The organism is Streptomyces sp. MNU76 (assembly GCF_020982545.1).
GTDB lineage: Bacteria > Actinomycetota > Actinomycetes > Streptomycetales > Streptomycetaceae > Streptomyces.
Genome location: NZ_JAJKLK010000001.1, coordinates 823,780 through 848,169 on the forward strand (window position 1 = coordinate 823,780; position 24,390 = coordinate 848,169).

General features: G+C 69.4%; 18 protein-coding genes and 4 pseudogenes. 11 read left to right on the plus strand and 11 right to left on the minus strand.

Annotated features, from left to right (window positions below):
- The first annotated feature begins 61 nt into the window (after positions 1-61).
- From E4N62_RS03575 to E4N62_RS03585, 3 genes and pseudogenes are all read left to right on the plus strand, one after another.
- Positions 62-814, plus strand: coding sequence for a fumarylacetoacetate hydrolase family protein (locus E4N62_RS03575; protein ID WP_374116917.1), 753 nt, complete (start codon positions 62-64; stop codon positions 812-814).
- The gene (locus tag E4N62_RS03580; protein WP_230211880.1) at positions 811-1,755 is read left to right on the plus strand and encodes an MBL fold metallo-hydrolase; all 945 of its coding nucleotides are present in this window, start codon (positions 811-813) and stop codon (positions 1,753-1,755) included. Before E4N62_RS03575 ends, E4N62_RS03580 begins: the two co-directional genes overlap by 4 nt.
- Before the next feature lie 590 nt (positions 1,756-2,345).
- Positions 2,346-2,477 (plus strand): annotated as a pseudogene (locus E4N62_RS03585) (IS630 family transposase); the annotation flags it as partial.
- 72 nt (positions 2,478-2,549) lie between these two features.
- Here the strand turns inward: E4N62_RS03585 and E4N62_RS03590 are convergent.
- On the minus strand, positions 2,550-3,593 hold the full coding sequence (locus E4N62_RS03590) for a GlxA family transcriptional regulator (RefSeq protein WP_374116918.1): 1,044 nt from the start codon (positions 3,591-3,593) through the stop codon (positions 2,550-2,552).
- Between the two features lie 136 nt (positions 3,594-3,729).
- Between E4N62_RS03590 and E4N62_RS03595 the strand changes: the two genes are divergently transcribed.
- Both E4N62_RS03595 and E4N62_RS03600 read left to right on the plus strand, forming a co-directional pair.
- The gene (locus E4N62_RS03595; RefSeq protein WP_230212426.1) at positions 3,730-4,656 is read left to right on the plus strand and encodes an NADP-dependent oxidoreductase; all 927 of its coding nucleotides are present in this window, start codon (positions 3,730-3,732) and stop codon (positions 4,654-4,656) included.
- Between the two features lie 122 nt (positions 4,657-4,778).
- The gene (locus tag E4N62_RS03600; RefSeq protein ID WP_230211881.1) at positions 4,779-5,774 is read left to right on the plus strand and encodes an NADP-dependent oxidoreductase; all 996 of its coding nucleotides are present in this window, start codon (positions 4,779-4,781) and stop codon (positions 5,772-5,774) included.
- 237 nt (positions 5,775-6,011) lie between these two features.
- Here E4N62_RS03600 and E4N62_RS03605 read toward each other — a convergent pair.
- The 4 genes and pseudogenes from E4N62_RS03605 to E4N62_RS03620 all read right to left on the minus strand — a co-directional run.
- Positions 6,012-6,449: pseudogene (locus E4N62_RS03605) on the minus strand (family 43 glycosylhydrolase); the annotation flags it as partial.
- A gap of 120 nt (positions 6,450-6,569) precedes the next feature.
- Positions 6,570-8,000, minus strand: coding sequence for a glycoside hydrolase family 43 protein (locus E4N62_RS03610; protein ID WP_230211882.1), 1,431 nt, complete (start codon positions 7,998-8,000; stop codon positions 6,570-6,572).
- Positions 8,001-8,270: 270 nt separating this feature from the next.
- Positions 8,271-9,704: a glycoside hydrolase family 43 protein gene (locus E4N62_RS03615; RefSeq protein ID WP_230211883.1), complete on the minus strand. Its 1,434-nt coding sequence runs from the start codon at positions 9,702-9,704 to the stop codon at positions 8,271-8,273.
- 17 nt (positions 9,705-9,721) lie between these two features.
- Complete coding sequence (locus E4N62_RS03620) at positions 9,722-10,102, minus strand: hypothetical protein (protein WP_230211884.1); 381 nt, start codon at positions 10,100-10,102, stop codon at positions 9,722-9,724.
- 349 nt (positions 10,103-10,451) lie between these two features.
- Between E4N62_RS03620 and E4N62_RS03625 the strand changes: the two genes are divergently transcribed.
- Positions 10,452-12,095, plus strand: a complete 1,644-nt coding sequence (locus E4N62_RS03625) for a sigma-70 family RNA polymerase sigma factor (RefSeq protein WP_230211885.1) — start codon at positions 10,452-10,454, stop codon at positions 12,093-12,095.
- 234 nt (positions 12,096-12,329) lie between these two features.
- The gene (locus tag E4N62_RS03630; protein WP_374116919.1) at positions 12,330-14,648 is read left to right on the plus strand and encodes a family 43 glycosylhydrolase; all 2,319 of its coding nucleotides are present in this window, start codon (positions 12,330-12,332) and stop codon (positions 14,646-14,648) included.
- A 459-nt stretch (positions 14,649-15,107) separates the two neighbouring features.
- On the opposite strand, the pseudogene E4N62_RS03640 reads toward E4N62_RS03630, so the two are convergent.
- Positions 15,108-15,866 (minus strand): annotated as a pseudogene (locus tag E4N62_RS03640) (IS5 family transposase); the annotation flags it as partial.
- A 209-nt stretch (positions 15,867-16,075) separates the two neighbouring features.
- Between E4N62_RS03640 and E4N62_RS03645 the strand changes: the two are divergent.
- The gene (locus E4N62_RS03645) at positions 16,076-16,768 is read left to right on the plus strand and encodes a response regulator transcription factor (protein ID WP_128376845.1); all 693 of its coding nucleotides are present in this window, start codon (positions 16,076-16,078) and stop codon (positions 16,766-16,768) included.
- Positions 16,765-18,216, plus strand: a complete 1,452-nt coding sequence (locus E4N62_RS03650) for a HAMP domain-containing sensor histidine kinase (protein WP_230211887.1) — start codon at positions 16,765-16,767, stop codon at positions 18,214-18,216. The genes E4N62_RS03645 and E4N62_RS03650 overlap by 4 nt, the downstream gene beginning before the upstream one ends.
- Before the next feature lie 208 nt (positions 18,217-18,424).
- Here E4N62_RS03650 and E4N62_RS03655 read toward each other — a convergent pair whose 3' ends face one another.
- Together E4N62_RS03655 and E4N62_RS03660 are read right to left on the minus strand one after the other, a co-directional pair.
- Positions 18,425-20,575, minus strand: coding sequence for an MMPL family transporter (locus E4N62_RS03655; RefSeq protein WP_230211888.1), 2,151 nt, complete (start codon positions 20,573-20,575; stop codon positions 18,425-18,427).
- 86 nt (positions 20,576-20,661) lie between these two features.
- Positions 20,662-20,895: a hypothetical protein gene (locus E4N62_RS03660; protein ID WP_230211889.1), complete on the minus strand. Its 234-nt coding sequence runs from the start codon at positions 20,893-20,895 to the stop codon at positions 20,662-20,664.
- Between the two features lie 543 nt (positions 20,896-21,438).
- On the opposite strand from E4N62_RS03660, the gene E4N62_RS03670 reads away from it, so the two are divergent.
- Together E4N62_RS03670 and E4N62_RS03675 are read left to right on the plus strand one after the other, a co-directional pair.
- Complete coding sequence (locus E4N62_RS03670; protein ID WP_230211890.1) at positions 21,439-21,672, plus strand: type II toxin-antitoxin system VapB family antitoxin; 234 nt, start codon at positions 21,439-21,441, stop codon at positions 21,670-21,672.
- Positions 21,669-22,076, plus strand: a complete 408-nt coding sequence (locus tag E4N62_RS03675; RefSeq protein ID WP_230211891.1) for a PIN domain nuclease — start codon at positions 21,669-21,671, stop codon at positions 22,074-22,076. Before E4N62_RS03670 ends, E4N62_RS03675 begins: the two co-directional genes overlap by 4 nt.
- A gap of 376 nt (positions 22,077-22,452) precedes the next feature.
- Here the strand turns inward: E4N62_RS03675 and E4N62_RS03680 are convergent, their stop codons facing one another.
- The 3 genes and pseudogenes from E4N62_RS03680 to E4N62_RS49230 all read right to left on the minus strand — a co-directional run.
- On the minus strand, positions 22,453-23,295 hold the full coding sequence (locus E4N62_RS03680) for a MerR family transcriptional regulator (protein ID WP_230211892.1): 843 nt from the start codon (positions 23,293-23,295) through the stop codon (positions 22,453-22,455).
- Positions 23,296-23,589: 294 nt separating this feature from the next.
- Positions 23,590-23,961 (minus strand): discoidin domain-containing protein, encoded by a 372-nt coding sequence (locus tag E4N62_RS03685; protein ID WP_308184833.1) that lies wholly within the window; start codon positions 23,959-23,961, stop codon positions 23,590-23,592.
- Between the two features lie 127 nt (positions 23,962-24,088).
- Positions 24,089-24,385, minus strand: a pseudogene (locus tag E4N62_RS49230) (IPT/TIG domain-containing protein); the annotation flags it as partial.
- Between the last annotated feature and the right edge of the window lie 5 nt (positions 24,386-24,390).

Sequence of the window (24,390 nt, forward strand, 5' to 3'; positions counted from 1 at the left end):
CCCTACGCCTCGCTCAGGCTGCGGGCGCCGATTCCCCCAGCCGCCGACCGTGCGGGACTTCATGACCTTCGAGAGCCACATCGAGGGCGTGGCCAAACTGGGCGGACCAGAGGCAGGATCGCCCGAGCAGTGGTACGAGGCGCCGGCCTTCTACTTCACCAACCCCTACGCCATCCACGGCCCGCAGGACGATGTGCGCATCCCGCCGGGCTGCACACGCTTCGACTTCGAACTCGAGGTCGCCGCCGTGATCGGGCAAGGCGGCCGAGACCTGACCATCGACGAGGCCGAGTCCCACATCGCCGGATACGTCCTCATGAACGACTGGTCCGCGCGCGACCTGCAATTCACGGAAATGCAGGTTCGCCTCGGCCCCGCCAAGGGCAAGGACAGCGCCACCACGCTCGGCCCGGTGTTCGTCACCCCCGACGAACTGGAGCCCTACCGAGCGGGCAACGCCTACAACCTGCGGATGACGGCCGCCGTCAACGGCATCGTCGTCGGCCAGGACGTATGGAGCAACATGGCCTTCAGCTACGCCCAGATGGTCGCCTACGCCTCGCGGGGCACCGAGGTCCGCACCGGCGACATCCTCGGTTCCGGGACCTGCGGCGGCGGCTGCCTGGCCGAACTGTGGGGACGCCACGGGTTCGACGTCCACCCTCCCCTGGCCCCGGGGGACACCGTCACCCTCAGCGTCGAGCACCTGGGCACCCAGACCTGTCGCGTGACCGAGCGTGACGAGCGCCCCGTCGGCGATCTGCGGGCCACCTCGCACCCGAACGCCCTCGCACCCCACGGAGGCCACCGATGATCTCCGCCCAGAGCCCGGCACCGGACGCGGCAGGCACCGCCCACGCCGTGGCCCCCGGCGTGTACGCCTGGATACAGCACGACGGCTCCTGGTGGATCAACAACGCCGGGTTCGTCACCACCGACGACCACACCGTCCTCATCGACACCTGCGCCACCGAGAACCGCACCCGGGACCTGCTGGGCGCCGTCGGCCGGGCGGCGCCGGGCACACCGATCCGCTACCTGGTCAACACCCACCTGCACGGCGACCACACCCACGGCAACAGCCTGCTGCCCCGCACCACGGTCGTCATCGCACACGAAGCCACCCGCGAAGGCATCCTGACCGACACCGTCATCGACGGCTGCCCACCGATCTGGCAGCCCGTACCCGACTGGGGCGCGGTCACCCGGCGCGCCCCGGATCTCACCATCCGCACCGCACTCACCCTGCACAGCGACAGCCACCCGATCGAATTGCTCCACCCCGGCCACCCCGCGCACACCAGCGGCGACCTGATCGCCTGGCTCCCCGAACAACGCGTGCTGTTCGCCGGAGACCTGCTCTTCCACCGCGTCACCCCGCTGGTGTTCATGGGCTCCCTGGACGGCGCCCTGCAATCCCTGGACTGGATCGCCTCCTTCGCACCCGAGCACGTGGTGCCGGGCCACGGCCCCGTCATCGACGCACACGCCCTGCCGGCGGTGCTCGACCAGCACCGCGCGTACTACCGACTCGTACACACCACAGCCCAGGCCGGCCTGCGCGACGGCCTCACACCCCTGCAAGCGGCGCGCACCTGCCGCCTCGGCCCCTTCGCCGACCTGCCCGACGCGGAACGCGTCGTCCTCAACCTGCACCGCGCCTACGCCGACACCACCGGCCACCCCTTCGACCTGCCCCAGGCATTCACCGACGCGATCACCTACAACTCAGGCCCCCTGCACACCCAGGTCTGACCGGCGTCGGCCTACCTCACGAAACGCGCATTGCCCGCCACCACCTGCAAAGGCTGCACTGAACAAAGTCCGCGACACCGCCGCCGAGGCGGTCGCCGACATCCCCGACGGTGCCTCACAGGCCGTAGGCCGGGTCTGCCCCTGCCCTTCGACAGGGGGCGCAGAGGCTCCGCCTCGATCGTCGAGGCGGAGCTTCCGTGCATTGGAATGGCAATCCGCTGCCGACGGGATCGAAACCCACCTCCGAGCTGGCGTGATCGTCCGACAGCCCAGTGTCCCCGGCCGTCCGCAGGCGGTGTCGGGACGCAGTTGGGACGCAAGGACAGGAACAGACTGACGAAGACTGAGGGGCGGAGACATAGCACACCCTGTCTGACCAGCGAAAACGTCGTGAACGGACGTTGATCGGCAAGGGCCGGCCGTGTGCCGCCAGGCGCGGGTGCATCCGGTGCTGGGACACGCCGTCCATGGACGGTCCTGTGCCCGAGACCTGGCTAGGGGGTGTTTCGAAAGTCCCGCATAGGTTCGCCGGGTCGGCGGTCGTGGCGGTTGCATGTGCGGTGACATCCGATCCGACCGCTGGAGGCGCGGTGGCCGAGCCCGTCCGTGTGCGCAGACTGACCGACCACGAGGGGCAGAAGCTGCAGCAGATCGTGCGCCGGGGCGGCACGAGTTCGGTGCGCTACCGGCGGGCGATGATGCTGCTGGCCTCCGTTGGAGGGGGCACCGGCAGCGGACGATCAGGCGGATCCCGGCCGGCCCGCGGAGCGGGTATGTGCGGCGCTGATGTGTCCTCAGACGCCCGCTTCCACCAGGTCGTCGGTATGGAAGGTGCGGCGGTAGGAGGCGGGTGAGACGCCGAAGGCGGTGCGCATGTGGGCGCGCAGGGAGTTGGCGGAGCCGAAGCCGCAGCGGTGGGCGACCAGGTCGATGGACAGGTCGGTGGTCTCCAGCAACTGCTTGGCCAGTTCCAGGCGTTGCGCGGTGAGCCACTGCACGGGGGTCATGCCGACCTCGTCGCGGAAGCGGCGGGTGAAGGAGCGCAGGCTCATCCGGGCGTGTTCGGCCAGGCGGTTCAGGGAGAGGGGTTCGCCGAGGTGTTCCAGGGCCCAGGCGCGGGTGGCGGTGGTGGTGCCGACGGTGGGTTCGGGCACCGGGCGGTCGATGTACTGGGCCTGGCCGCCGTCCCGCCAGGGCGGGACGACGCACATGCGGGCGGCGCGGTTGGCGGCGGCGGCGCCGTGGTCGCGGCGGATCATGTGCAGGCACAGGTCGACGCCGGCGGCGACGCCCGCGGAGGTCAGGACGTCGCCGTCGTCGACGAAGAGGACCTCCTCGTCGACCTTGACGCGGGGGTAGGCGCGGCGGAACTCGGGAGCGAGGCCCCAGTGGGTGGTGGCGGGCCGGCCGTCGAGGAGGCCCGCAGCGGCCAGGACGTAGGAGCCGGCGCAGATGGACACCAGGCGGGTGCCGGGCCGGATGCCGGCGATGGCCGCGGTGACCTCGGGCGGCAGCGGGCCGCCGCGGCCCAGCTCGGGCATGGCGTGCGTGGGCGGGACGATCACGGTGTCCGCGGCGGCCAGGGCCTCGGGACCGGCCGCGGGCTGCACGGTGAACCCGGCGTCGCTGAGGACCGGGGCGCCGTCGGCGGTGCAGACGGTGACCTCGTACAGCGGGCGTGAGCCGGCGTCCAGGACGCTGCCGAAGACGCGGGAGGGGATGCCGAGTTCGAAGGGCGGGACGCCGGGCAGGGCGAGGACGGCGATGCGGTGCCGCCCGGCCGCGTCGGCGCTCGGGTCGGGGAGGGGGTCGGTGCACGGCCACTGCATCTCACTCATGGCCAGATCCTGTCACATAGTGGCCAGACAGCCAACACCATGGTGAGGGCGGATGCCGGATCGTGGACTGCGTCGCGCCGGGAAGGGCCCGGACGGCCGGTATCCGATCAAGACGGAAGAGAGTGAGGCGGACAGCATGCGTGCGGTGGTCGTGGAGCAGTGGGGCGGACCGGAAGTGCTCGTGGAGCGTGAGGTCGCCCGGCCCGAGCCGGGACTGAACGAGGTCCTGGTGCGGGTCCACGCGGCCGGTGTGAACCCGGTGGACTTCAAGACCCGGGCCAGCGGTGCCCTGATCGAGTGGGGAGAGGTCCCGGCGGTCGGCTGGGACGTCTCCGGCACCGTGGAGGCCGTCGGACCGGGCGTGGGGATGTTCCACCCCGGGGACGAGGTGTACGGCATGCCGCTGTTCCCGCGGCAGGCCGGCGCCTACGCCGAGTACGTCGTCGCCCCGGCCCGCCACCTCGCGCCCAAGCCAGCGAACCTCACCCACGTGCAGGCGGCGGCGCTGCCGCTGGCCGCGCTGACCGCCTGGCAGGCCCTGGTGGACACCGCCGGGGTGCGCGCCGGTGAGCGGGTGCTGGTGCACGCGGCGGCCGGCGGGGTCGGCCACCTGGCCGTGCAGATCGCCAAGGCCCGCGGCGCGTACGTCATCGGCACGGCCAGCGCCGGCAAGCACGACCTGCTGCGGCAGCTGGGCGCGGACGAGGTGATCGACTACCGCACGGTCCGCTTCGAGGACGCCGTCGGGGACGTGGACGTGGTGCTGGACGGGCTCGGCGGCCAGAACGCCGAGCGGTCCCTGACGGTGCTGCGCCCGGGCGGCCGGCTGATCACCCTGCCCGGCCCCGCCGACGTCCCCGCCGACGTCCCCGGCCACGTGCGGGCGGTGTGGATGCTGGTCGAGCCCGACCACCTGGGTCTGCGCGAGATCGCCGCCCTGGCCGAGCGGGGCGCGCTCACGCCCGTGGTCGAGACCGTCGTCCCGCTGGCCGAGGCCGCGAAGGCGCACGAGATCGGCGAGCAGGGCCGCACCACCGGGAAGATCGTCCTGAGCGTCGCCTGACGCCGGCCGCCCCGGCCGGGTCGGCTGCGGGCAGGTGGAGCGGGATTGGAGCCCCGGGACCGACCGGTCCTGATCTGGCCTCACGCCTGGATAAATAGGATGAAGACAAGGAGTAGTGCCCCATGCGAGCGTTCGTCGTCACCAAGTACAAGGAGCCGCTGCAGGAGGCGGACGTCCCCGAGCCCACCGTGGGGGAGCGCGACGTGCTCGTCCGGGTGGAGGCCGCCGGACTGAATCAGCTGGATGAGAAGATCCGCGCCGGTGAGTTGAAGCAGGTCCTGCCCTACAAGTTGCCGCTGATCCTGGGCAACGACGTCGCGGGCACTGTCATCAGCGTCGGGAAGGCGGTGCGCGGCTTCAAGCCCGGAGACGAGGTCTACGGTCGGCCCGACCAGGACCGCATCGGCACGTTCGCCGAGCGCATCGCCGTCGCGGAGGGCGACCTGGCGCTCAAGCCCGCTTCGATCAGCATGAATGAGGCCGGCTCGCTGCCGCTGGTGGCGCTCACGGCGTGGCAGGCGCTGGTGGAGCGCGGGAAGGTGCGGCCCGGGCAGAAGGTTCTCATCCACGCCGGGGCCGGCGGGGTCGGTTCGATCGCGATCCAGCTCGCCGCGCACCTCGGTGCGAGCGTCGCCACGACCGCCAGCGGTTCCAACGCGGACTTCGTGCGCGCGCTCGGCGCGGACACGGTGATCGATTACCGCAGCCAGGACTTCGAGCAGCTCCTGACCGGCTACGACCTGGTGCTGGACAGCCTCGGTGGGGAGACTCTCGAGAAGTCCCTGCGGGTGCTCAAGCCCGGCGGCAAAGCCATCGAGATCGCTGGTCCCCCGGAGCCCACTTTCGCGCGCGAGGCCGGCCTCAACCCGCTGCTGCGCCTGGGGGTCGCCGCCCTGAGCCGCAAGATCCGCAGGCAGGCGAAGAAGCTCGGCGTGACGTATGAGTTCATGCTCATGCGCGCCAGCGGCGACCAGCTCCGCCAGATCACCACCCTCATCGACCAGGGCGTGGTGCGTCCGGTCGTGGGAAAGGTGGTCGGTTTCGACCAGACTCCGCAGGCGCTGCAGTCCCTGTCCCAGGGTGGCATCCGCGGCAAGGCCGTCATCGGCAGCAGCTGACCCGCCGCAACCGCGACGGGCGACACAGAACGCACGAGGACACCACCCATGTGTGTCGCCTCCCAGTCGGTCGGACGGCGCGAGCGGAACAAGCAGGAGAAACTCGACCGCATCGTCGCTGCCGCCAGTGAACTGTTCGCCGAACACGGCGTCGATGAGGTCACGACCCAACGTCTGGCCGTTCACCTTCAGGACGCTCGCGTCGATCAGCCAGTTGGGCGGGTAGAGGTTGGGGCCGGTGATCATGGACTTGTACGTGTAGGGGCCCATGGGGTCCGTGCCGGCGCTCTCCAGGACGTGCGTGCGCTGGGTGCCGTTCGCCCCGCAGCACGAAGTGCCGCTCTGCCCGGCGCTGTAGTACAGGTACCAGTGGCCGTCGGAGAAGTGGATCTCCGGGGCCCAGATGTTGGAGTTGCGGGTGGGGGTGGTGTCCGACCAGATCTGCACGCTGGGAGCGGTGGCGAGGCCGGCGAGGGTGGGCGACTCGCGCGCATGCCCAGGACGCCGGTGAACGTCGTCGTGACGAGGTAGTAGTTGCCGTCGTAGTACTCCAGCCAGGGATCGGCGCCCTTCACCGACTTGAGCGGGTTCGTGTCGGGGCGGCCGTCCACCGCGGAGGCGGGGCCCTGTGCGCAGGCCAGCGCCGTGAGCAGGGCCACGGCGCCGGTCAACCACAACCTGAGATGGCGGAGGATCACGGTACTTCCTTTCCGGGTTTCACGCGGAGGGCACGGGAGCAAAGGAAGGGGATGCCGGCGCCTCAAGGAGAGCGCCGGCATCCCTGTCGAGGTCGGGTCAGTTCGTCACGCGGAAGGTGGCGTCGGCGCGTCCTGTCGCGGTGGTGATCGGGTCGAGCTTCAGTTGGTAGGCGTAGTGGCGGATGTAGCGGTCGGGGTGGTTGTAGGACTGGAATGAGGACCAGGTGGAGTCGGCGAGGCCGGCGACCTGGCGGAAGGTGGCGTCCGCGGCGAACTGGGCGGTGCCGTCGTTGCGGACCAGTTGGAAGTCGTTGTTGGCGTGGCGCAGGAAGTAGCCGCGGTAGTTCACCGACTCGAAGGAGACGGTGCCGGTGCCCGCGAGGCCGGGCCGCAGCCGGAACTGTGCGTCGGGGCCGGTGATGTTCTGGTCGATGCGCACGTCGAAGGCGGCGTGCCGCACGTAGCGGTCCTGGAAGTTGAACGACTGGAGCCGCTTGGCCGGGATGTCGGTCCAGCGGGCGAGCACCCGGGACTCCTCGGCGGCCGTGAGGTTCAGGATCGAGCCGTGGCGCTTCTTGTTGACGCCCAGGTTGTAGGTTCCCGACGCCGGAATCTGGTAGGTGCTGGGGGCGGAGGGGTTGGTCGTCGTGACCGGCATGTAACCGCGTCCGGAGGAGTACTGGTCGAGGTAGAGCGCCCACTCGTTGCGGTCGCGGAACTTCATCCACATCGGGCCCTCGACCTGGGCGCCGGTCAGGCCGATGCCGGAGAGGTTGCCGAGGTTGGTCCACGTCCCCAGGATCGAGTTGCTGCCTTCGATGGTGATCTGGCCGTCGCCGGAGGCCCGCACGTAGCGGTAGTTGCCGACGCCGGCCGGCATCTCGACGATCTGGGTGTCGATGATCTCCTGCATGCCGGGGCGCTCGATGTAGGTCTGCGGGGTGGTGATGGTGCGGAAGTCGCTGGTGTGGGCGTAGTAGATGCGATGCTTCTTCACGCCGTCGACGGGCTTGTTCGTCGCCCAGTACAGGACGTAGTTGTTGGTGGCCGGGTCCCACTGCGCCTCCGCGGCCCAGGCGTTGCGCCCGTCCGGGATCGCGCCGGCGACGTTGAGCAGCCACGGCTCCGACCAGTTGATCAGGTCCGTGGACTCCCACACCACGAGGTTGCGGCTGCCGTTGTACACGGCGGCCTCCCAGTTCTGCCCGCAGCTGATGCACAGGTCGGTCGCGATGATCCAGTACTTGTCACCGTTCGGGGACCGCACCAGTGCGGGGTCGCGCACCCCCTTCGTGCCGACCGTGGAGCGAAGGGCTATGCCGCCGCCGTTGAGATCGGTCCAGTTCAGGCCGTCCGTGCTGTATGAGAAGTAGATCTGCTGGCCGTTGGAGCCTTCCCCGATGAAGTGCGTCATCAGGTAGCCCGGGTCGGCGGCGGCCGCCCGCTCGGGTGCGGCCAGCGCCTGTGAGGTGAAGAGGAGGCAGGCGGCGACCAGTATCGCCGCCAGCCGGGAGAGAAGTATGCGCATGTACGAAACCTGTCCTTCTGCGGGTGCCTCGATTTGCGTGTCGAGGGCTGATGCGTCTCGTTCTTGAGAGCTTGAGGTTGTCGCTGGTGCTCGGGTGCTCGGGTGCTCTGGCCGCGGTTGGGCCGGATCGTCGGCCCGTCGCCTGGCAGAGCCCCGCTTCGTGCTCGGGTGGCGGCCGTGTGCGGGGCTCGCCCTGGCGGTCGCCACCGACTCGGCCTGCGCCAGGGCGATGCCGCACCGCGGGATGCGGCATCCCTGTTGGTTCCAGGATCAGTTCGTCACGCGGAAGGTGGCGTCGCCGCGTGCTGTCGCGGTGGTGGTGGGGTCGAGGCGGAGTTGGTAGGCGTAGTGGCGGATGTAGCGGTCGGGGTGGTTGTAGGACTGGAATGAGGACCAGGTGGCGTCGGCGAGGCCGGCGACCTGGTTGAAGGTGGCGTCGGCGGCGAACTGGGCGGTGCCGTCGTTGCGGACCAGCTGGAAGTCGTAGTTGGCGTGCCGCAGGAAGTAGCCGGGGAAGTTCACCGACTCGAAGGAGACGGTGCCGGAGCCCGCCAGGCCGGGCCTGATCCTGAACTGGGAGTCCGGGCTGGTGCTGACGTTCTGGTCGATGCGGACGTCGTAGTTGGCGTGGCGCACGTACCGGTCCTGGAAGTTGTACGACTGGAGCCGCTTGGCCGGGGTGCTGGGCCAGCGGGCGAGCACGCGGCTCTCCTCGGCGGCCGTGAGGTTCAGGATCGAGCCGTGGCGCTTCTTGTTGACGCCCAGGTTGAAGCTGCCCGATGCCGGGAGCTGGTAGGTGCCGACGGCGGAGGGGTTGGCCGTCGTGACCGGCATGTATCCGCCGCGGGAGGCGTACTGGTCGAGGTAGAGGGTCCACTCGTTGCGGTCGCGGAACTTCATCCACATCGGGCCCTCGACCTGGGCGCCGGTCAGGCCGATGCCGGAGAGGTTGCCGAGGTTGGTCCACGTCCCCAGGATCGAGTTGCTGCCTTCGATGGTGATCTGGCCGTCGCCCGAGGCGCGTACGTAGCGGTAGTTGCCGACGCCGGCCGGGACTTCGACGATCTGGGTGTCGATGAGTTCCTGGGTGCCGGGGCGGTCGATGTAGGTCTGCGGGGTGGTGATGGTGCGGAAGTCGCTGGTGCGGGCGTAGAAGATGCGGTGCTTGGTCTTGCCGTCGAGGGGCACGTTCGTCGCCCAGTACAGGACGTAGTCGTTGGTGGCGGGGTTCCAGATCGCCTCCGGTGCCCAGGCGTTGCGCCCGTCGGGGATCGCGCCGGCGACGTTCAGCAGCCACGGCTGCGACCAGTTGACCAGGTCCGTCGACTCCCAGACGACGATGCTGCGGCTGCCGTTGTTGATGGAGCCGTCCACGGTCGACCCGCAGCCCCAGCACAGGTCGGTCGCGATGATCCAGTACTTGTCACCGGCCGGGGAGCGGACCAGTGCGGGGTCACGCACCCCCTTCGTGCCGATGTTGGAGCGCAGGATCGGCGCTCCGTCGTTGAGGTCGTTCCAGTGCAGGCCGTCCGCGCTGTGCGAGAGGTACATCTGCTGACCGGTCGACCCCTCCCCGGTGAAGTGCAGCATCAGGTAGCCCGGATCGGCGGCGGCCGCCCGCTGAGGTGCGGCCAGGGATTGCGAGGTGAAGAAGAGGCCGACGGCGAAGAATATCGCCGCGAGCCGGGTGAGCAGCCTTGGCATGTGCGTGCCCTGTCTTTCTACGGGTGCCGGGACGGGGTGGAAACGGGCTTCCGGACGCGTGACCACTGGAAGCCGGTGGCTGTGCCGCTGGTGCGTTGTCCGGGCAGGGCCAGGTCAGTGGTCGAGGCGCCGACGTCGTTGACGCACTTGCCGCCGTGGCGGGCTCCGAACTGGTGGCAGTCGTCGCTCTCGACCCATGCGAACCGCTGGTCGTGACGGAGGGGAAGGGGTACTGGGTTGATGTCTGTGGCAGCGGCGGAACTGGCGAGCGGGTTCGGGAGGGTGGTGGTGGCTGCCTGTGCGAGGGGATCGGTCGCACCCGTCCCGGCCGTCGCGCCGTAGGCGAGCGCCCGGCGGACGATCGGTTCCACGCCGGCGGAGGGGGGAGCAACGCTCATGACAGAGACATCCTTGTTTCACGTCGCGGAGCGAGCCAAAAGGGTCCGACGTACCAGACTTTGTTCGATATGACGGACATCGTTCGTGAATTCGGCCAAAAGTTAGAGGGAGGTAAAAGCGGGTGTCAAGAGGTGTGAAGACAGCAGGAACAGCGTTGCCTCCCTCTGCGCTCGGAACGGGGTCCTACGCATCAGGAGACGCACCAGCACGTCGCGCATAACGGAAAACTCTGAACGGGCGAAGGCGGGGGCGGTACCTGAGCGGCGACCCGACGCCCGTCCTCGGGATTCGCTCCTGGCACACTGTCGCACTCGACACATCGGCAGGACGACGGGACGGTGGGCTGAGGTGCGCTCCCAGAACAGGCAGGAACGGCCGGACGTCGACGTCGTCATGGCGGCGCGGGCCGGGGACCGGCAGGCCTCGGAACAGCTGGTACGGGACTGTCTGCCGTTGGTATACAACATCGTCGGGCGGGCGCTGGACGGGCACAGCGACGTCGACGACGTGGTCCAGGAGACGATGGTGCGGGTCCTGGACGGGTTGCCCGGACTGGAGCAACCGGATCGTTTCCGGTCCTGGCTCGTCGCCATCACCGTGCGGCAGATCCGTGACCGGTGGCGCAGAGGGCGCACCTGGCTCGCTGCGGAATCCCTGGAGGAGAACGCCCACGAAGCAGACCCGCAGGCCGACTTCTCCGACCTGACGATTCTTCGGCTCGCACTGTCGGGCCAGCGGCGTGAAGCGGTGGAGGCGACCCGCTGGCTGGAGGACGAGGAACGTGAGGTGCTCTCGCTGTGGTGGATGGAGAGCGCGGGTGAGCTGACCCGCGGCGAGCTCTCGGCGGCCTGTGGCCTCACACCGCAGCACGCGGCGGTCCGAATCCAGCGGGTCAAGGAACGGCTGGAGACGGCGCGCACCGTCGTACGGGCCGTGACGGCCTCGCCGCGCTGTCCGGTCCTGGCCGTCGTGCTCGCCTCGTGGGACGGGCGGCCGTCCGCGCTGTGGCGCAAGCGGCTGGCACGCCATGTCCGCGACTGTCCGCAGTGCCTGCTGAACTCGTCCGACCTGATACCGGCGGAGAGGCTGCTGGCCGGCCTCGCGCTGGTGCCGGTGCCGGTCGGCCTGGCCGGCCTGGTACTGGCCAGGGCGCTGGGGGAGGGCTCGGCCGGGGCGACCGTCGGCGCAAGCGCAAGCGCAAGCGCAAGCGCAAGCGCAAGCGCGGGCACGCGTACGGCGAGCGGTGCGAGCCGTACGGCGCGGACGATCGGGAGGCTGGCCGCCAAGCCCGCGGCCACGGCGGTCGCAGGCGCCGTCACGCTCGCGGCTGCCGCAGTGGCCTGGTACACCGCCACGGGATCACAGGAGACGGCCCCGCGGCCCGCCGTCGCGGCCCCGCTGTCGCCCTCCGCCTCGTCCGTGCCGCCATCCTCCCCGAGAACGTCCGCCTCACAGAAACCGACACCGACCACAGCACCGACCACAACGCCGACCACAGCACCGACCACGACGCCGACCACGACGCCGACCCGGGCCACGACGGCGGAGGCGCGGCGGATCTCAGGGCCGCATGCCCTGCGGTCGGTCGACAACCCCGGCGACTACGTGAGTCAGTCCGGCCGACTCGGCATCCTGGCCCCGGTCGGCGCCACCAGTTCCGCGGCCACCCGGCAGGCGGCCGTCTTCACCTTCGTCCCCGGCCTGGCCGACCCCCGCTGCTACTCACTCAGGGACGCCACGGGCAGGTACCTGCGGCACTACGCCTTCCGTATCCGGCTGGACCCCGACGACCGATCCGCCATCTTTCGGAAGGACGCCACCTTCTGCCCCCGTTCCGGTTCCACGGCCGGTTCGGTCTCCCTGGAGTCGTACAACTACCCCGGCCGCTACCTCCGTCACCGGGACAACCTCCAGCTGTGGCTCGACCCTTCGCGGAACACGGCCTCGTACCGGGCCAGCCGGTCCTTCGTCCTCGTGGCGCCCTGGACCTGACGTTGATCGGCCTTGCCTTGAAGGGAGTTGTTCGACAAATCGGACAACTCCCTTCAGGGTAAGGCGGTTGTTCGACTCGTCGGACATCGTTCGAAAGTATTGACGTTGACTCGCGGTTCACTTCAAACTCACGCAACGCGATGTCATACGGGCGGCACGTCAGCACCTCGGCCGAGGTCTCGGGGCCCCCTCCTCAGGCATGTCTTCATCACGGGATGTGAACCCATGCGCAGCGTGAGACCTCTGAGACGCCGGAGATTCCGGCCCGCCGCTCTGGCAGCCGTGGCCGCCGCCGTCTCGCTTCTGGTCGGCGTTGCCGGCCCGGCGGCCCCGGCCCAGGCGGCGGAGATCACCGACGGTCTGGCCCTCTGGTACAAACTCGACGCCACCTCGGGCACTGTGGCGGTGGACGCCTCGGGCAACGGCCGCAACGGAACCGTCAACGGCGCCGCGGGCTGGTCGGGTTCCGGGGAAGGGCTGACCTTCAACGGCTCCGACACCTACATCAAGGTGCCGGACAACATCATGAGCGGCATGAACTCGATCACCGTCTCGATGGACGTGCGGATCGACTCCGCCCAGGCCACGCCGTACTTCCTCTACGGCTTCGGCAACACCAGCAACGGAAGTGGCAACGGATACCTGTTCACCACCGGCGACTCGTTCCGGACCGCCATCGCGTCCGGGAGCTTCTCCACCGAGCAGAACACCCGGACCTCCGCCGCGCTGCCGCGCTCAGTCTGGAAACACGTCACCTACACCCAGACCGGCACCACGGGCGTCCTCTACCAGGACGGCGTGGAGGTGGCCCGCAACACGTCGGTCACCGTCACCCCCGGTTCCATCGGGTCCGGTATCACCACGGCCAACTACATCGGCAAGTCGCTCTACAGCGGTGACAAGCTCTTCAAGGGCAGGATGCGTGACGTCCGGGTCTACAACCGCGCGCTGGCGCCCGGCGAGGTCCTCGAACTGAGCGGGAACACCACGGGCATCTCCGCGGCCACCCACCCCGCGCTGAAGATCGGCGCCATCATCGACGACGCCAACAGCAGGATCACGCTGCCCGTCAAGGAGGGCACGGACCTCACCGCGCTCGCCCCGCAGTTCACCCTCGTCCAGGGCGCGTCCATCAGCCCCGCCTCCGGCACCCCGCGCGACTTCACCAGGCCCGTGACGTACGAGGTGACCGGCTCCGACGGCGCCCAGCGCCCCTGGACGGTCGCGGCGCTGATCATGAAGAGTCCGGTCCTCCCCGGGCTCACCGCCGACCCGAACATCGTCCGTTTCGGCGACACCTACTACATCTACCCGACCACCGACGGCTTCGCGAACTGGAGCGGTACGCAGTTCAAGGCGTACTCCTCCAAGGACCTGGTCCACTGGCAGGACCACGGCGTCATCCTCGACCTCGGTCCTGACATCAGCTGGACCGACAGCCGGGCCTGGGCCCCGACGATGACCGCGAAGAACGGGAAGTACTACTTCTACTACTCCGCCGACGGGAACATCGGTGTCGCGGTCTCCGACTCGCCCACCGGCTCGTTCACGGACCCCCTGGGCAAGCCGCTGATTGCCCGCGGCGCCTACTCGGGCCAGATGATCGACCCGGCGGTCTTCACCGACGACAACGGCCAGTCGTACCTCTACTGGGCCAACGGCCAGGCGTACGTCGTCCCCCTGAACGACGACATGGTCTCCTTCGACGCCTCGAAGGTCACCAACATCACCCCCAGCGGCTACAGAGAGGGCTCCTTCGTCATCAAGCGCAAGGGCACCTACTACTTCATGTGGTCGGAGAACGACACCCGCGACGAGAACTACCGCGTGGCCTACGCCACCGGATCCTCGCCCACCGGTCCCTGGACCAAGCGGGGCGTGATCCTGGAGAAGGACCTCTCGCTCGGCATCAAGGGCCCCGGCCACCACTCCGTGGTGCAGGTGCCGGGCACCGACGACTGGTACATCGCCTACCACCGCTTCGCCATCCCCGGCGGTGACGGCACCCACCGCGAAACCACCATCGACAGGATGGAGTTCGACGCCGACGGCCTGATCAAGAAGGTCGTCCCCACCCTGGGCAGCATCGACCCGGTCTCCGGCGGCACCACCCTGCCGACCGACACCAGCCGCTCGCTCCGGTCGGTCAACTTCCCGGGCCGCTACGCCGCCGTACGCTCCGACAACCTCGGCTACCTCGATCCGGTGACGTCCTCCAGCACCACGGCGGTCAAGCAGAGCGCCACCTTCACCGTCGTCCCCGGCCTGGTCGACGGAAGCTGCTACTCGTTCCGTGACTCCTCCGGCCGCTACCTGCGCCACAAGGACCTCCGCATCCGCTTCGACGCGAGCAACGGCACGGCGCTCTTCAACAAGGACGCCACCTACTGCGCCCGGCCGGGTTCGGCCACCGGCTCGGTCAGCCTGGAGTCGTACAACTACCCCGGCCGCTACCTCCGCCACTACAACTACGAGCTGCGCGTCGACCCCTTCCAGGACAACGCCACCTTCCGCGCCGACAGTTCCTTCACGGTGGTCGGCCCCTGGGCCTGATCGCGTTCCCCGCACGTCAAGGCCACAACGAGCGTCGGCCGCAACCTGCTGCGAGGTTGCGGCCGGCAACCGCGCCTTCTCCCCGCGGAGGGTGGTTACTTCACCGTGGGGCCCACCTCGACCGAGATCCGCGGTCCCCGTGACCGCGCCGTGGCCATGACGGCTGTGCCCGCCGGCTGCGCCACCACGGGATCGACGTCCGGAGACCCGAGCGGCGGCGGTGCCGCGACCGCGACGAGGATCCGGACGACGATCGACGTGCCGGCCGGCTTCGACCCGGCCAAGGCTCTGTCCCTGCCGGACTGCGTGCTCGCCCGGAACAGTTACGACACCCTCGTGCGAAAGAAGGACGTCGGCGGGCTCGTCGGCGGGCTGGCCACCAAGTGGAGGAACACGCCGACCTCGGCGACGTTCACCCTGCGCGCCGACACCACGTGCGCCGACGGGACGCCGATCACCGCGGGAGGCGGAGGAGGAGGGGCGGTGCTCGTAGTCACGGACCAGACGCCGGTGCGGTATCAGGATCCCGTAGGTCTGCTCGGCCCTCCATCGCTTCGGCTGCGGCACGAACCCCTTGTCCTGCGGGTTGCGTTGGACGATCTCGACGTCGATGCCCAGGCCGGCGCCGTGCGCGACGACCTGGTTCTTGAAGCCTTGGTCGACCAGGGCTTTGCGGACGGTTCCGCCGGCGTGCTCGGCGACCTGGTCCAGCAGGATGATGCCCGCGGCGTTGTCGTGGGTGTTCGCCGCGAGGACGACGACCGCGATGACCAGGCCGAGGACGTCCACGGCCAGGCCCCGCTTGCGGCCCGGCACCCGCTTGGCCGGATCGTGGCCGGTCGTCGAGGCGGGGACCCCGGCGGCCACGTGGACACTCTGGGTGTCCAGGACCACCAGGGTCGGGTCCTCTGATCGGCGGGCGCGCTCCCGGACCTGGCAGCGCAGCAGTTCATGGATGACCTGGTCGGTCCCGTCGTCCCGCCACGCGGCGAAGTAGTGGTAGGTGGCGCTCTTGGGCGGCAGGTCGTGCGGGAGACAGGCCCACTGGCAGCCGGTCCGCCCCTGGTAGAGGATCGCGTTGACGATCTCCCGCATGTCGTAGGCGCCCTGGTGGCCGCTGACCGAGCGGTGCCGGTCCTTCCACGCGGTGATCACCGGCTCGATCAACGACCACTGCTCGTCCGATAAGTCACTTGGATACGGCTTGCGTTCACTCACCCGATCACATCACCAGATCAACAACCGGACCGGCAGATTCCGCCCCGCCGCCACACCATCAGGCGACAGCAGAACCACTCAAAGACTCACAAACCGCCCTCTTGGGTATCCGTAAGTGCGCGGTCCCCAGCGACGCTCTAATCCTGGCCTCAGGTTGATCGGGGACAATGAGCGGCAAAAACATCGACTGGAAGGGGGGGCGGGCCGGCGTGCGGATCATGATCGCGGATGACGAGGCGGCCATCCGTGAGTCGCTGGAGCGGGTGCTCCAGGTCGAGGGTTACGACACCAGCACCGTCGCCAACGGTCTCGCCGTGCTCGACGGGGTCGGTGGGGCCGACGGCGACACGCTGGATCTGCTGATCCTCGACGTGATGATGCCCCGCCTCGGCGGGCTGGAGACCTGCCGGCGGTTGCGGGCCGCGGGTCGGGATCTGCCGGTGCTGATGCTGACCGCCCGTGACCAGGTCTCCGACCGGGTCACGGGGCTGGACGCGGGCGCCGACGACTACCTGCCCAAGCCGTTTGCCACCGAGGAGTTACTGGCCCGGGTGCGGGCCCTGCTGCGCCGGCGCACGCCGACCGACGGGGAGTCGCAGATCCTGTCGTTCGCCGACGTCCGGCTCGATCCCGACAGATTCGAGGCGTGGCGGGGCGGGCGGCCGCTGCGCCTGACCCGGACCGAGTTCTCCCTCCTGCAGGTCCTCATGAGCAACGCGACCCGGGTCCTGACCCGCGACGCGCTGTTCGAGGCGATCTGGGGCTTCGACATGAGCGCCACCGCCAACAACCTCCAGGTATACGTGAGCTACCTGCGCCGCAAGATGGAGGCCGAGGGTGAGCCGCGATTGATCTACACGCTGCGCGGCCTGGGTTACGTGCTGCGGGAGACTCCTCCGTGAGCAGGCCCGCCGGCCGGGAACCGCGCCGGCTGACCCGATGGTGGCGCCGGCGGTCCCTGCGGACCAGGCTGACGATGATCGCGGCGACGGCCATCGCGGTCAGCGTGTTCGTGGCCTTCCAGGTGGCCAGCGAACTACTGGACTGGGAGCTGCGGGACACCGCCGAGAATCAGCTACGCGCCGACTCCCGAGTCCTGGCGACGAACGCGCAGCGCGCCGGTCTGGCGCAGGTCCAGCTACCGCCGTATCCCGGAACCGGTCGGCTGGTGCGGGTCGTCCTGCCCGACGGCTCGACTCGGACGCCGGCCGGCCAACCCGCGCTGCCCCCCGTCAGCGAGCACGCGGGGCGCGTGGCGCAGGGCGCGTCGGCCGACCTGATGGAGTCGGGCGACAGCGACGAGGACGGCTACCTCGTCTACACGCTGCGGGCAGGCGACGGCGCGGTCCAGGTGGCCCAGGTCGCCGACGACAGCCCGATCAACCAGTTCGGGTTCGGCATGCTGCTGATCGGGCTGCTCTGCGTGGTCGGCGGCACCCTTGTCGGGCGGACCGTGGCGCGGACCGGGCTGGCACCGATCGACCGGCTCACCGCCGCCGCGGTACGTGTCGCGCACACCCGGGATCTCGACGCCGACGTCCCGGATGAGGGCGGCGGGGAGATCCGGCGGCTGATCCAGTCGATCAACGACATGCTCGCCGCACTCCGGGACTCCCGGCGGGCCCAGCGACTGCTCGCCGAGGACGCCGCCCACGAGCTCAAGACCCCGCTCACCAGCCTGCGCCTCAACGTCGAGCTGCTGATCCGGCTCGATCGGCGCGGCACCCTGGACAGCGCACTGCCCGCGGAGAGCCGGACCCGGCTGCTCAACGATCTCGGCGCCCAGGTGGCCGAGTTGAGCACCCTTGTCGCCGAGCTGACGGACCTGGCGCGCGGTGACGTCAGTGACGAGAACACCGAGCTGCTCGACCTCGCCGACGTGGTGGCGGCCGCCGCGACCCGGGCACGTTCCCGCGTGCCCGACATCGAGGTCGCGCTCGACGTGACCTCCGTGTGGGTGAGCGGGCGTCCCGCTGCGCTCGAGCGGGCGGTGCTCAACCTCATCGACAACGCCGGCAAGTGGTCCCCCGCGGACCAGCCGGTCCAGGTCCGGCTCCGTGCCGAGGACGCGTCGGCGGTGCTCGAGGTCGACGACGCCGGGCCGGGCATCGACGCCGCCGACGTACCGCGGGTGTTCGACCGGTTCTACCGTGCCGACAGCGCCCGGGCGTTGCCGGGATCCGGTCTGGGGCTGTCGATCGTGCAGCGGGTCGTCGACGCCCACGGCGGCCGGGCCAGCGTCGCCCGTTCCGCACGCGGTGGCGCGCTGCTTCGCATCGACCTTCCGGCCGCGGCCCGCCCGCCCCCGCCCGCGCGGCTCACCACCGGGGAGGACACCGCGGCGTGCTGACCCGCTCCGGCGGCGCGGCGCGGGACAAGGGACGGCGGCCCTCGGGCATGGCCCCGCGCGGCTCACCGTCGGGGCAGGACACCGCGGTGCGCCGACCCCAGCCCCGGCCGCACGGCGTAGGACCAAAGGGCGGCGGCCGTCGAGCCCCATGAAAGAGATCCGGGACGGGCCTGGGTCCCCGTCCCGGATCTCGTCCGTGCCGCCGCGCTCACCGTTGCAGCGCGGGCTCCTCCTCGTCGGCGAGCGGCTGTTGACCGTCCGGCAGCTCCGCCGCTGGACGGGACAGCCGGCTCGGCCACCACATCCGCCGGCCGATCAGCAAGGTGAGGGCGGGCACCAGGACCGACCGCACCAGCAGGGCGTCGAGCAGCACGCCGAAGGCGACCAGGAACCCGACCTCGATCAGCATCACCAGCGGAAGTGTGACGAGGACCGCGAACGTGGCCGCCAGGACCAGGCCTGCCGAGGTGATGACGCCACCGGTGGCCGAGAGGGCTTTGAGCATGCCCTGTCTGGTGCCGAGACGCACGGTCTCCTCCCGGGCCCGGCTGGCCAGGAAGATGTTGTAGTCGACGCCGAGCGCCACCAGGAACAGGAATGCCAGCAGCGGCACCGAATAGTCGACACCCTCGAACCCGAGGATCGTGTCGAAGACGAACACGCTGCCGCCGAAGGCTGCGGCGAACGAGACGACCACGGTGGCCATCAGGACCAGCGGGGCCAGGATCGCGCGCAGCAGCAGCCCGAGGACGATCAGGACGACGGCGAGCACCAGCGGGATCACCAGCTTCTCGTCGCGGCTGGTGGTCACCTCGGTGTCGAGGTTCTCCGCACTCGGCCCGCCGACGATCGCCTCCGCCCCGCTCACCGCGTGCACGGCGGTGCGCACCCGCTTGATCGTGTCGTACTCTGCGACAGTGTCCGGCGCGTCCCTCGGGAACACGGAGATGTTGGCCCAGCCACCGCTGGTCTGCTCCGGGATGGCCAGGGCCACACCGCGAGTGTCCTTGACGATGTCGAGCACCCGCTCCTGGTGCGCCGGCCGCGTGAAGATCGTCATCGGCTGGCCGCCGAGCTCCGGGAAGTGCTGGCGGAGAACGGTGAAGCCGGTGACCGACTCCGGCGCCGACAGGAACTGGTCCTGCTCCCGCAGGGCGCCGGTGTTGCCCGCCAGCCCGATGGCGAGCACGCCGAGGACTCCGAGCGAGCCGAGCGTCGCCACCCACCGGCGGCGACTGATGGCGGTGCCGAGCCGTCCCCACAGCCCCGGCTTCTCCTCCACGGCCGTGCTGAACCGCGGGATGGCCGGCCAGAAGATCCGCCTGCCGAGCACCACCAGCACCGCCGGGAACAGCGTCAGCATGGCCACCAGCGCGCACAGGATGCCGGCCGCACCGATCGGACCCAAGCCGCTGGTGCTGTTCAAGTCCGCGGCGAGCAGGCAGAGCAGGCCGGCGACCACGGTGGCCGCGGACGCGACGATGGCCGGCGCCGCGCCGCGCAGCGCGTGGACCATCGCCACCCGGACGTTCTCATGGTGGTGCAGTGCCTCCCGATATCGAGCGATGAGCAACAGGGCGTAGTCCGTGCCGACGCCGAACACCAGGATCGTCAGCAGCGCCGAGTTCTGGTCGTTGACCACGATGCCGAAGCCCTTGACGAGTAGATAGACGGTCCCCATCGCGGTCAGTGCGGCCGCGCCCACGGCCACCAGCGGGATGATCCACAACACCGGGCTGCGGTAGGTGAGGATGAGCAGGAGCGTGACGACGACGATGGTGGTGAGGAGAACCTGCACGTCGATGCCGTCGAAGACGGCGTCCATGTCGCCGTCGATCGCGCCCGGGCCGGTCACGTCCAGTTCCAGACCGGAGGGGCGGTCCTTCGCGGCGTCACGCAACGGGCCGACGATCTCCTCCGGTGGGCCGTAGGCCGTGCTCACATCGAGGGTGAACGTCATTGCTTTGCGGTCGGTGGAGAGGCTCGTCGGTGAGCCCTCGTCGTCCTCGCCGGCCGCCGCCGTCGTCTTCGGCGGGTACCGCTTGGCAAGGGTGTCGTAGTGGCGCTCGACCGTCGCGCGGTCGGCGGCGGTCATGCCGCCGGCCCGGTGGTACACGAAGACGAACGTGCTGTCCTCACCGCCGGGGAGACTGTCGTCCAGCACCGCCACCTTGGTGGACTCGGCACCGGCCGGCAGGGTGTCCACGGCGCTGTCGGTGGTGACCGAGCTCAACTTTCCGCTCAGCGGCACCATGCCCGCCGCCAGCACCAGCCACAAGCCAATCACCAACCACGGCACCCACCGGCCTGCCAACCGACCGGCCGGCGCTTCCCCGGACGGCGCTGCGTTGACTGCCATCACTAGCCTCCTACATACGGGTTGCATCGCTTATCTGGATGCCTGCTTCCTACGGAGCGAACCTGAGACGACTGTTAATGCGGTGCTCAGGCCGGTTGGCCGAACCATGTGCCGAGCGCACGCACCAGCGTGGTGGCGTCGAGGTCCCGCCCGCTAGGCAAGGCCCAGGCGGCACAGCCGTCGGGCCGGATGAGCAACGCGTCGACGTCCACCCGGCCCGTGCGGGCGGTGACGGTGTCGACCCGTCCGGTCCACGCGGCCGCGGCGTCGCGGACCTCCGCGCGGTCGGACGAGGTCGAGCAGGAGCCCACGACCCTCACGCAGCAGGTCCGCCGACCGGGTCACCGCGGTGACCCACCGCGACGGTGCGCGGGTCTTCGCCGGTTCGCACTCAACCGGGTCCAACACCCTCGGCTTCGCCGACGGACGCGTTGGGGACGCAAGGATAGGAACAGACCGACAAAGGCAAGGGCGAGCTGACACAGTTCACCGCGGCTGACCTGCAAAAACGCCATGGATCAGCGTAGAAGCGCAAGGGCAGCCAAGATCCTCAAAGGACTCATCATCCGTCGGCCGTGGGTTCGAGTCCCACCCGCCCCACCACTCGCTACGCGAGGAGAAACCTTCTGACCAGGCACTTTCCTGGTCGGGACGATGGTGTGTGTGAGGGTCCAGGTGACCCTGCGGTGATCATCATTTCATGATCGTCCGGACGAAATCCGGACGCCGATTCCGGTTAAGTCGCATATGGGGTATTTCGTGTCGGCGTCGGACAATGTGGCACCACTGCGCCTCCCCCCGTGCTGCGCTCAATGTTGGTGATGTGTCCTAAGTGCATACATCGTGGATGGTGGAGGTGTCCGGTGTCCGTCACGCAGATCGATCTCGACGACGAGGCGCTGGCCGAGGCCATGCGGCTCATGGGTGCCACGGCGAAGAAGGAGACCGTCAACGCGGCTCTTCGGGACTACGTGGCGCGGATCAAGAGGCTGGAGGCCGCGGAGAAGCTGGCCGCGCGAGGTGAGCGCGGCGAGTTCGAGCAGGCCGCAGCGGCTCATGAAGCCGAGAAACGTGCGCGGCGCGAGGCCTTCGAGTGATCACGTATCTGGTGGATACCTCGGCTCTGTGGCACCTGTTCCGTACTCCAGGTGCGCTGCGCCCCTGGGAGGGACACATCGCCGCCGGGGTGTTCCAGGTCTGCGAGCCGACACGAGCCGAATTCCTCTGCTCGGCGACAAGCCCGTCGCACCGAGATGAGCTGGCCGAGGAGCTGGACGCGCTCTGTCTGCTCTCTCCGGTTCCGAAGAACGCCTGGCGGTGGGTCGACGCTGCCCAGTACAAACTGACCCAGAGGGGCCGGCATCGGGCGGCGGGAGCGATCGACCTGTTGGTGTGTGCGACAGCTGTGCACCATGGGCACACCGTCCTTCATGTGGACAATGACTTCGTGACGGTGGCCGGAGTCCTCAAAGAGGTCCAGCAGCGAGACGTACGAGCCTGATCTCCGGAAGCAGGAGCACGTGTGTTGTTTCTGGCCTCGGTGATCGATGTCTACGGGGCGCATCGGCAGTCCTTCCGGTAACGGGTTCGACCGTACGCGGAGTGCGAGCACGCCTGCCCACACTTCCCGGCGCTGCCAGCGGTTCAGCCTGACCAAGCACGCGAACCTCGATCGAGCCGGTAGAGGTCTCCCGGGGAAGTGGCTCGGCCATGCAGCCGTGCTCCGCCCCGACTATCAGGGCGGAGCCTCTGCGCGCTGGAATGGAAATCCGCTGCTCTCGGATTGTGAGCCTGTCTCTCAACTGCAAGGACGGACGCTGCGGCAGCTGAGATCGTCGTGGCCGATCCGGGATCCTCACGCACGGCCACACCAGCGATCAGCTGCCTGCGGAGAGGTCCCCGTAAAGGAGCCGGCCCGTGAGTTCAATGCACCGCGCCCGGGCTGCGGAGAAGCTATGGGGCATCTTGGTGACCGCTTCGAAGGCACTCATCCGGGTGTCCTCCTCGCCGCTCGCCTCGGCGTCGTAGATCTCGAAGAGCTTCTCCTCGGCCTCGTCCAGTCCGGCCGCTTCCATGGCCTGTTCCAGGGCCTTGTGGTGGGCGCAGTGCCGCGCGGCGAGTTCCTCGACCCGCGGGTCGTGGGGGTCGACGGTGTCATCGAGGGCGGCGTCGGCCGCGTCGAGGCGGTCTGCCTCGGCCCGTAGGCCGGGATGGGTCGCCAGGGTGATGAACACACTGGCCTGAATCGCGGCGCCCAGCGGCCCGAAGATCCGTTCCGTGACCAGCAGGGTGTCCAGGTCGGAGGGGCGCAGTGCGCCAGAGGGCAGGTGGCTGAGCCGGTCCGTGACCAACGGGGAGAGCAGGCCCAGGGGGCTGCCCACGGCTCGCAGGCGCTGGACTGCCGCGCGCTGACGCTTGATGTCGGCCTCCTGGGCGGCCAGGGTCTCCTCCAGTCGGCCCAGGACGTCCTCAACGTCCCGGGCTTCGTCGAAGGCGGCCCGCATGTCGTCCAGGCTGATGCCGGCCTCGGACATCTTGCGGATCCACAGCAGGCGGATCATGTCGTCGTAGCCGTAGCGGCGGCGTCCGTCTCCGCCTCGCCCGGGCTCCGGCAGCAGACCGATCTGGTGATAGTGACGAATGGCACGCGGGGTGGTTCCGGCGAAGGCGGCGGCATCGCCGATCTTGACCTCACGGGGAGGTGTGACGGAGGGGTACATCGCAGACAGGGCCTTTCGTGCTGTGGTGCCCTCGACGACACCACATGCCGCTACGGCATGTGCAACTACCCACCCCCCGGGCCCTGACGGGCTATCGGGCCCTCCCTCGCCATTGGAGCCCCGTCCCAGGACAGGACCGGAATGGGTGGGGAGATCCGTCGAGCAGGTCTGATGGCACCCCGAGCAGGGATGGGGAAGCTTCAAGGAGCCCCATCACCGGGAGGGCCGGCTCGAGAGAAGGTCTCTCTCGAGCCGGCCCTTCCTCGCGTACTCCGCGTGCCGCACGCTCTCCGCTCAGCAACAGGGGCGAGGGGCGCCCGGTGTCGACGCCGTCAGCCGTGGGCTCGGTCGGTTGTAGACGTTGAATTCCGCGATGGACCACCAGTTACTCGCGACATCAGCGGTGTTGACGACCTTGATGTGGCGAGCCGTCCGCGTGGGGAAGGAGACCACCTGGACGCGCTGGCCGTCCGTCACGGAGGAGACCTTGCTCCAGCCGGTTCCGTCCTCCGAGACGTACACGTCCGCGCTTCGCGCGTAGTCGTCGATGCTTCCGCCGACGTCCAGGACGACCTTGCTGAAGGTCTGCGCCTGCCCCATGTCCACGTGGATCCAGAGGGCCGTCGTACTGCCCGGTTCCGGAGCTGTAGCGGTTACCGGAATCACCGTCCAGCATGTTGCCGGGCGCGTCCCACTGACTGGCGTCCGAAGCCGTCGCGGTCCAGCCCGTGCGCGGCAGCGCGGGGCCCAGGTCCATGACGTCGAACGATGAGCCGCCCGCGTCCGCTCCGGTGGCGCCCTTCACGGAGACCGTGACCTTCCCCGCTGGGAGTCCCTTCGGGACGTAGGCGCTGATGCTCGTGTCCGACCAGGTGTCTATCTCGGCATAGCTCGATCCGAAGTACACCGTGCCCAGTCCCTGCGAGGCACCGAAGCCGGAACCGTGAATCGTGAACTTGGAGCGTGGTACGCCCCGTTCCGGCTTCAGCTCGCTGAAGGCCGGCGACGGGAAGCTCGAGAGCTTCTTGGTCGTGAACATCGCCGGAGTGCCACCCGGGAGTTCATAGGCGTACGAGCCGTCGGTGGACATCTTGA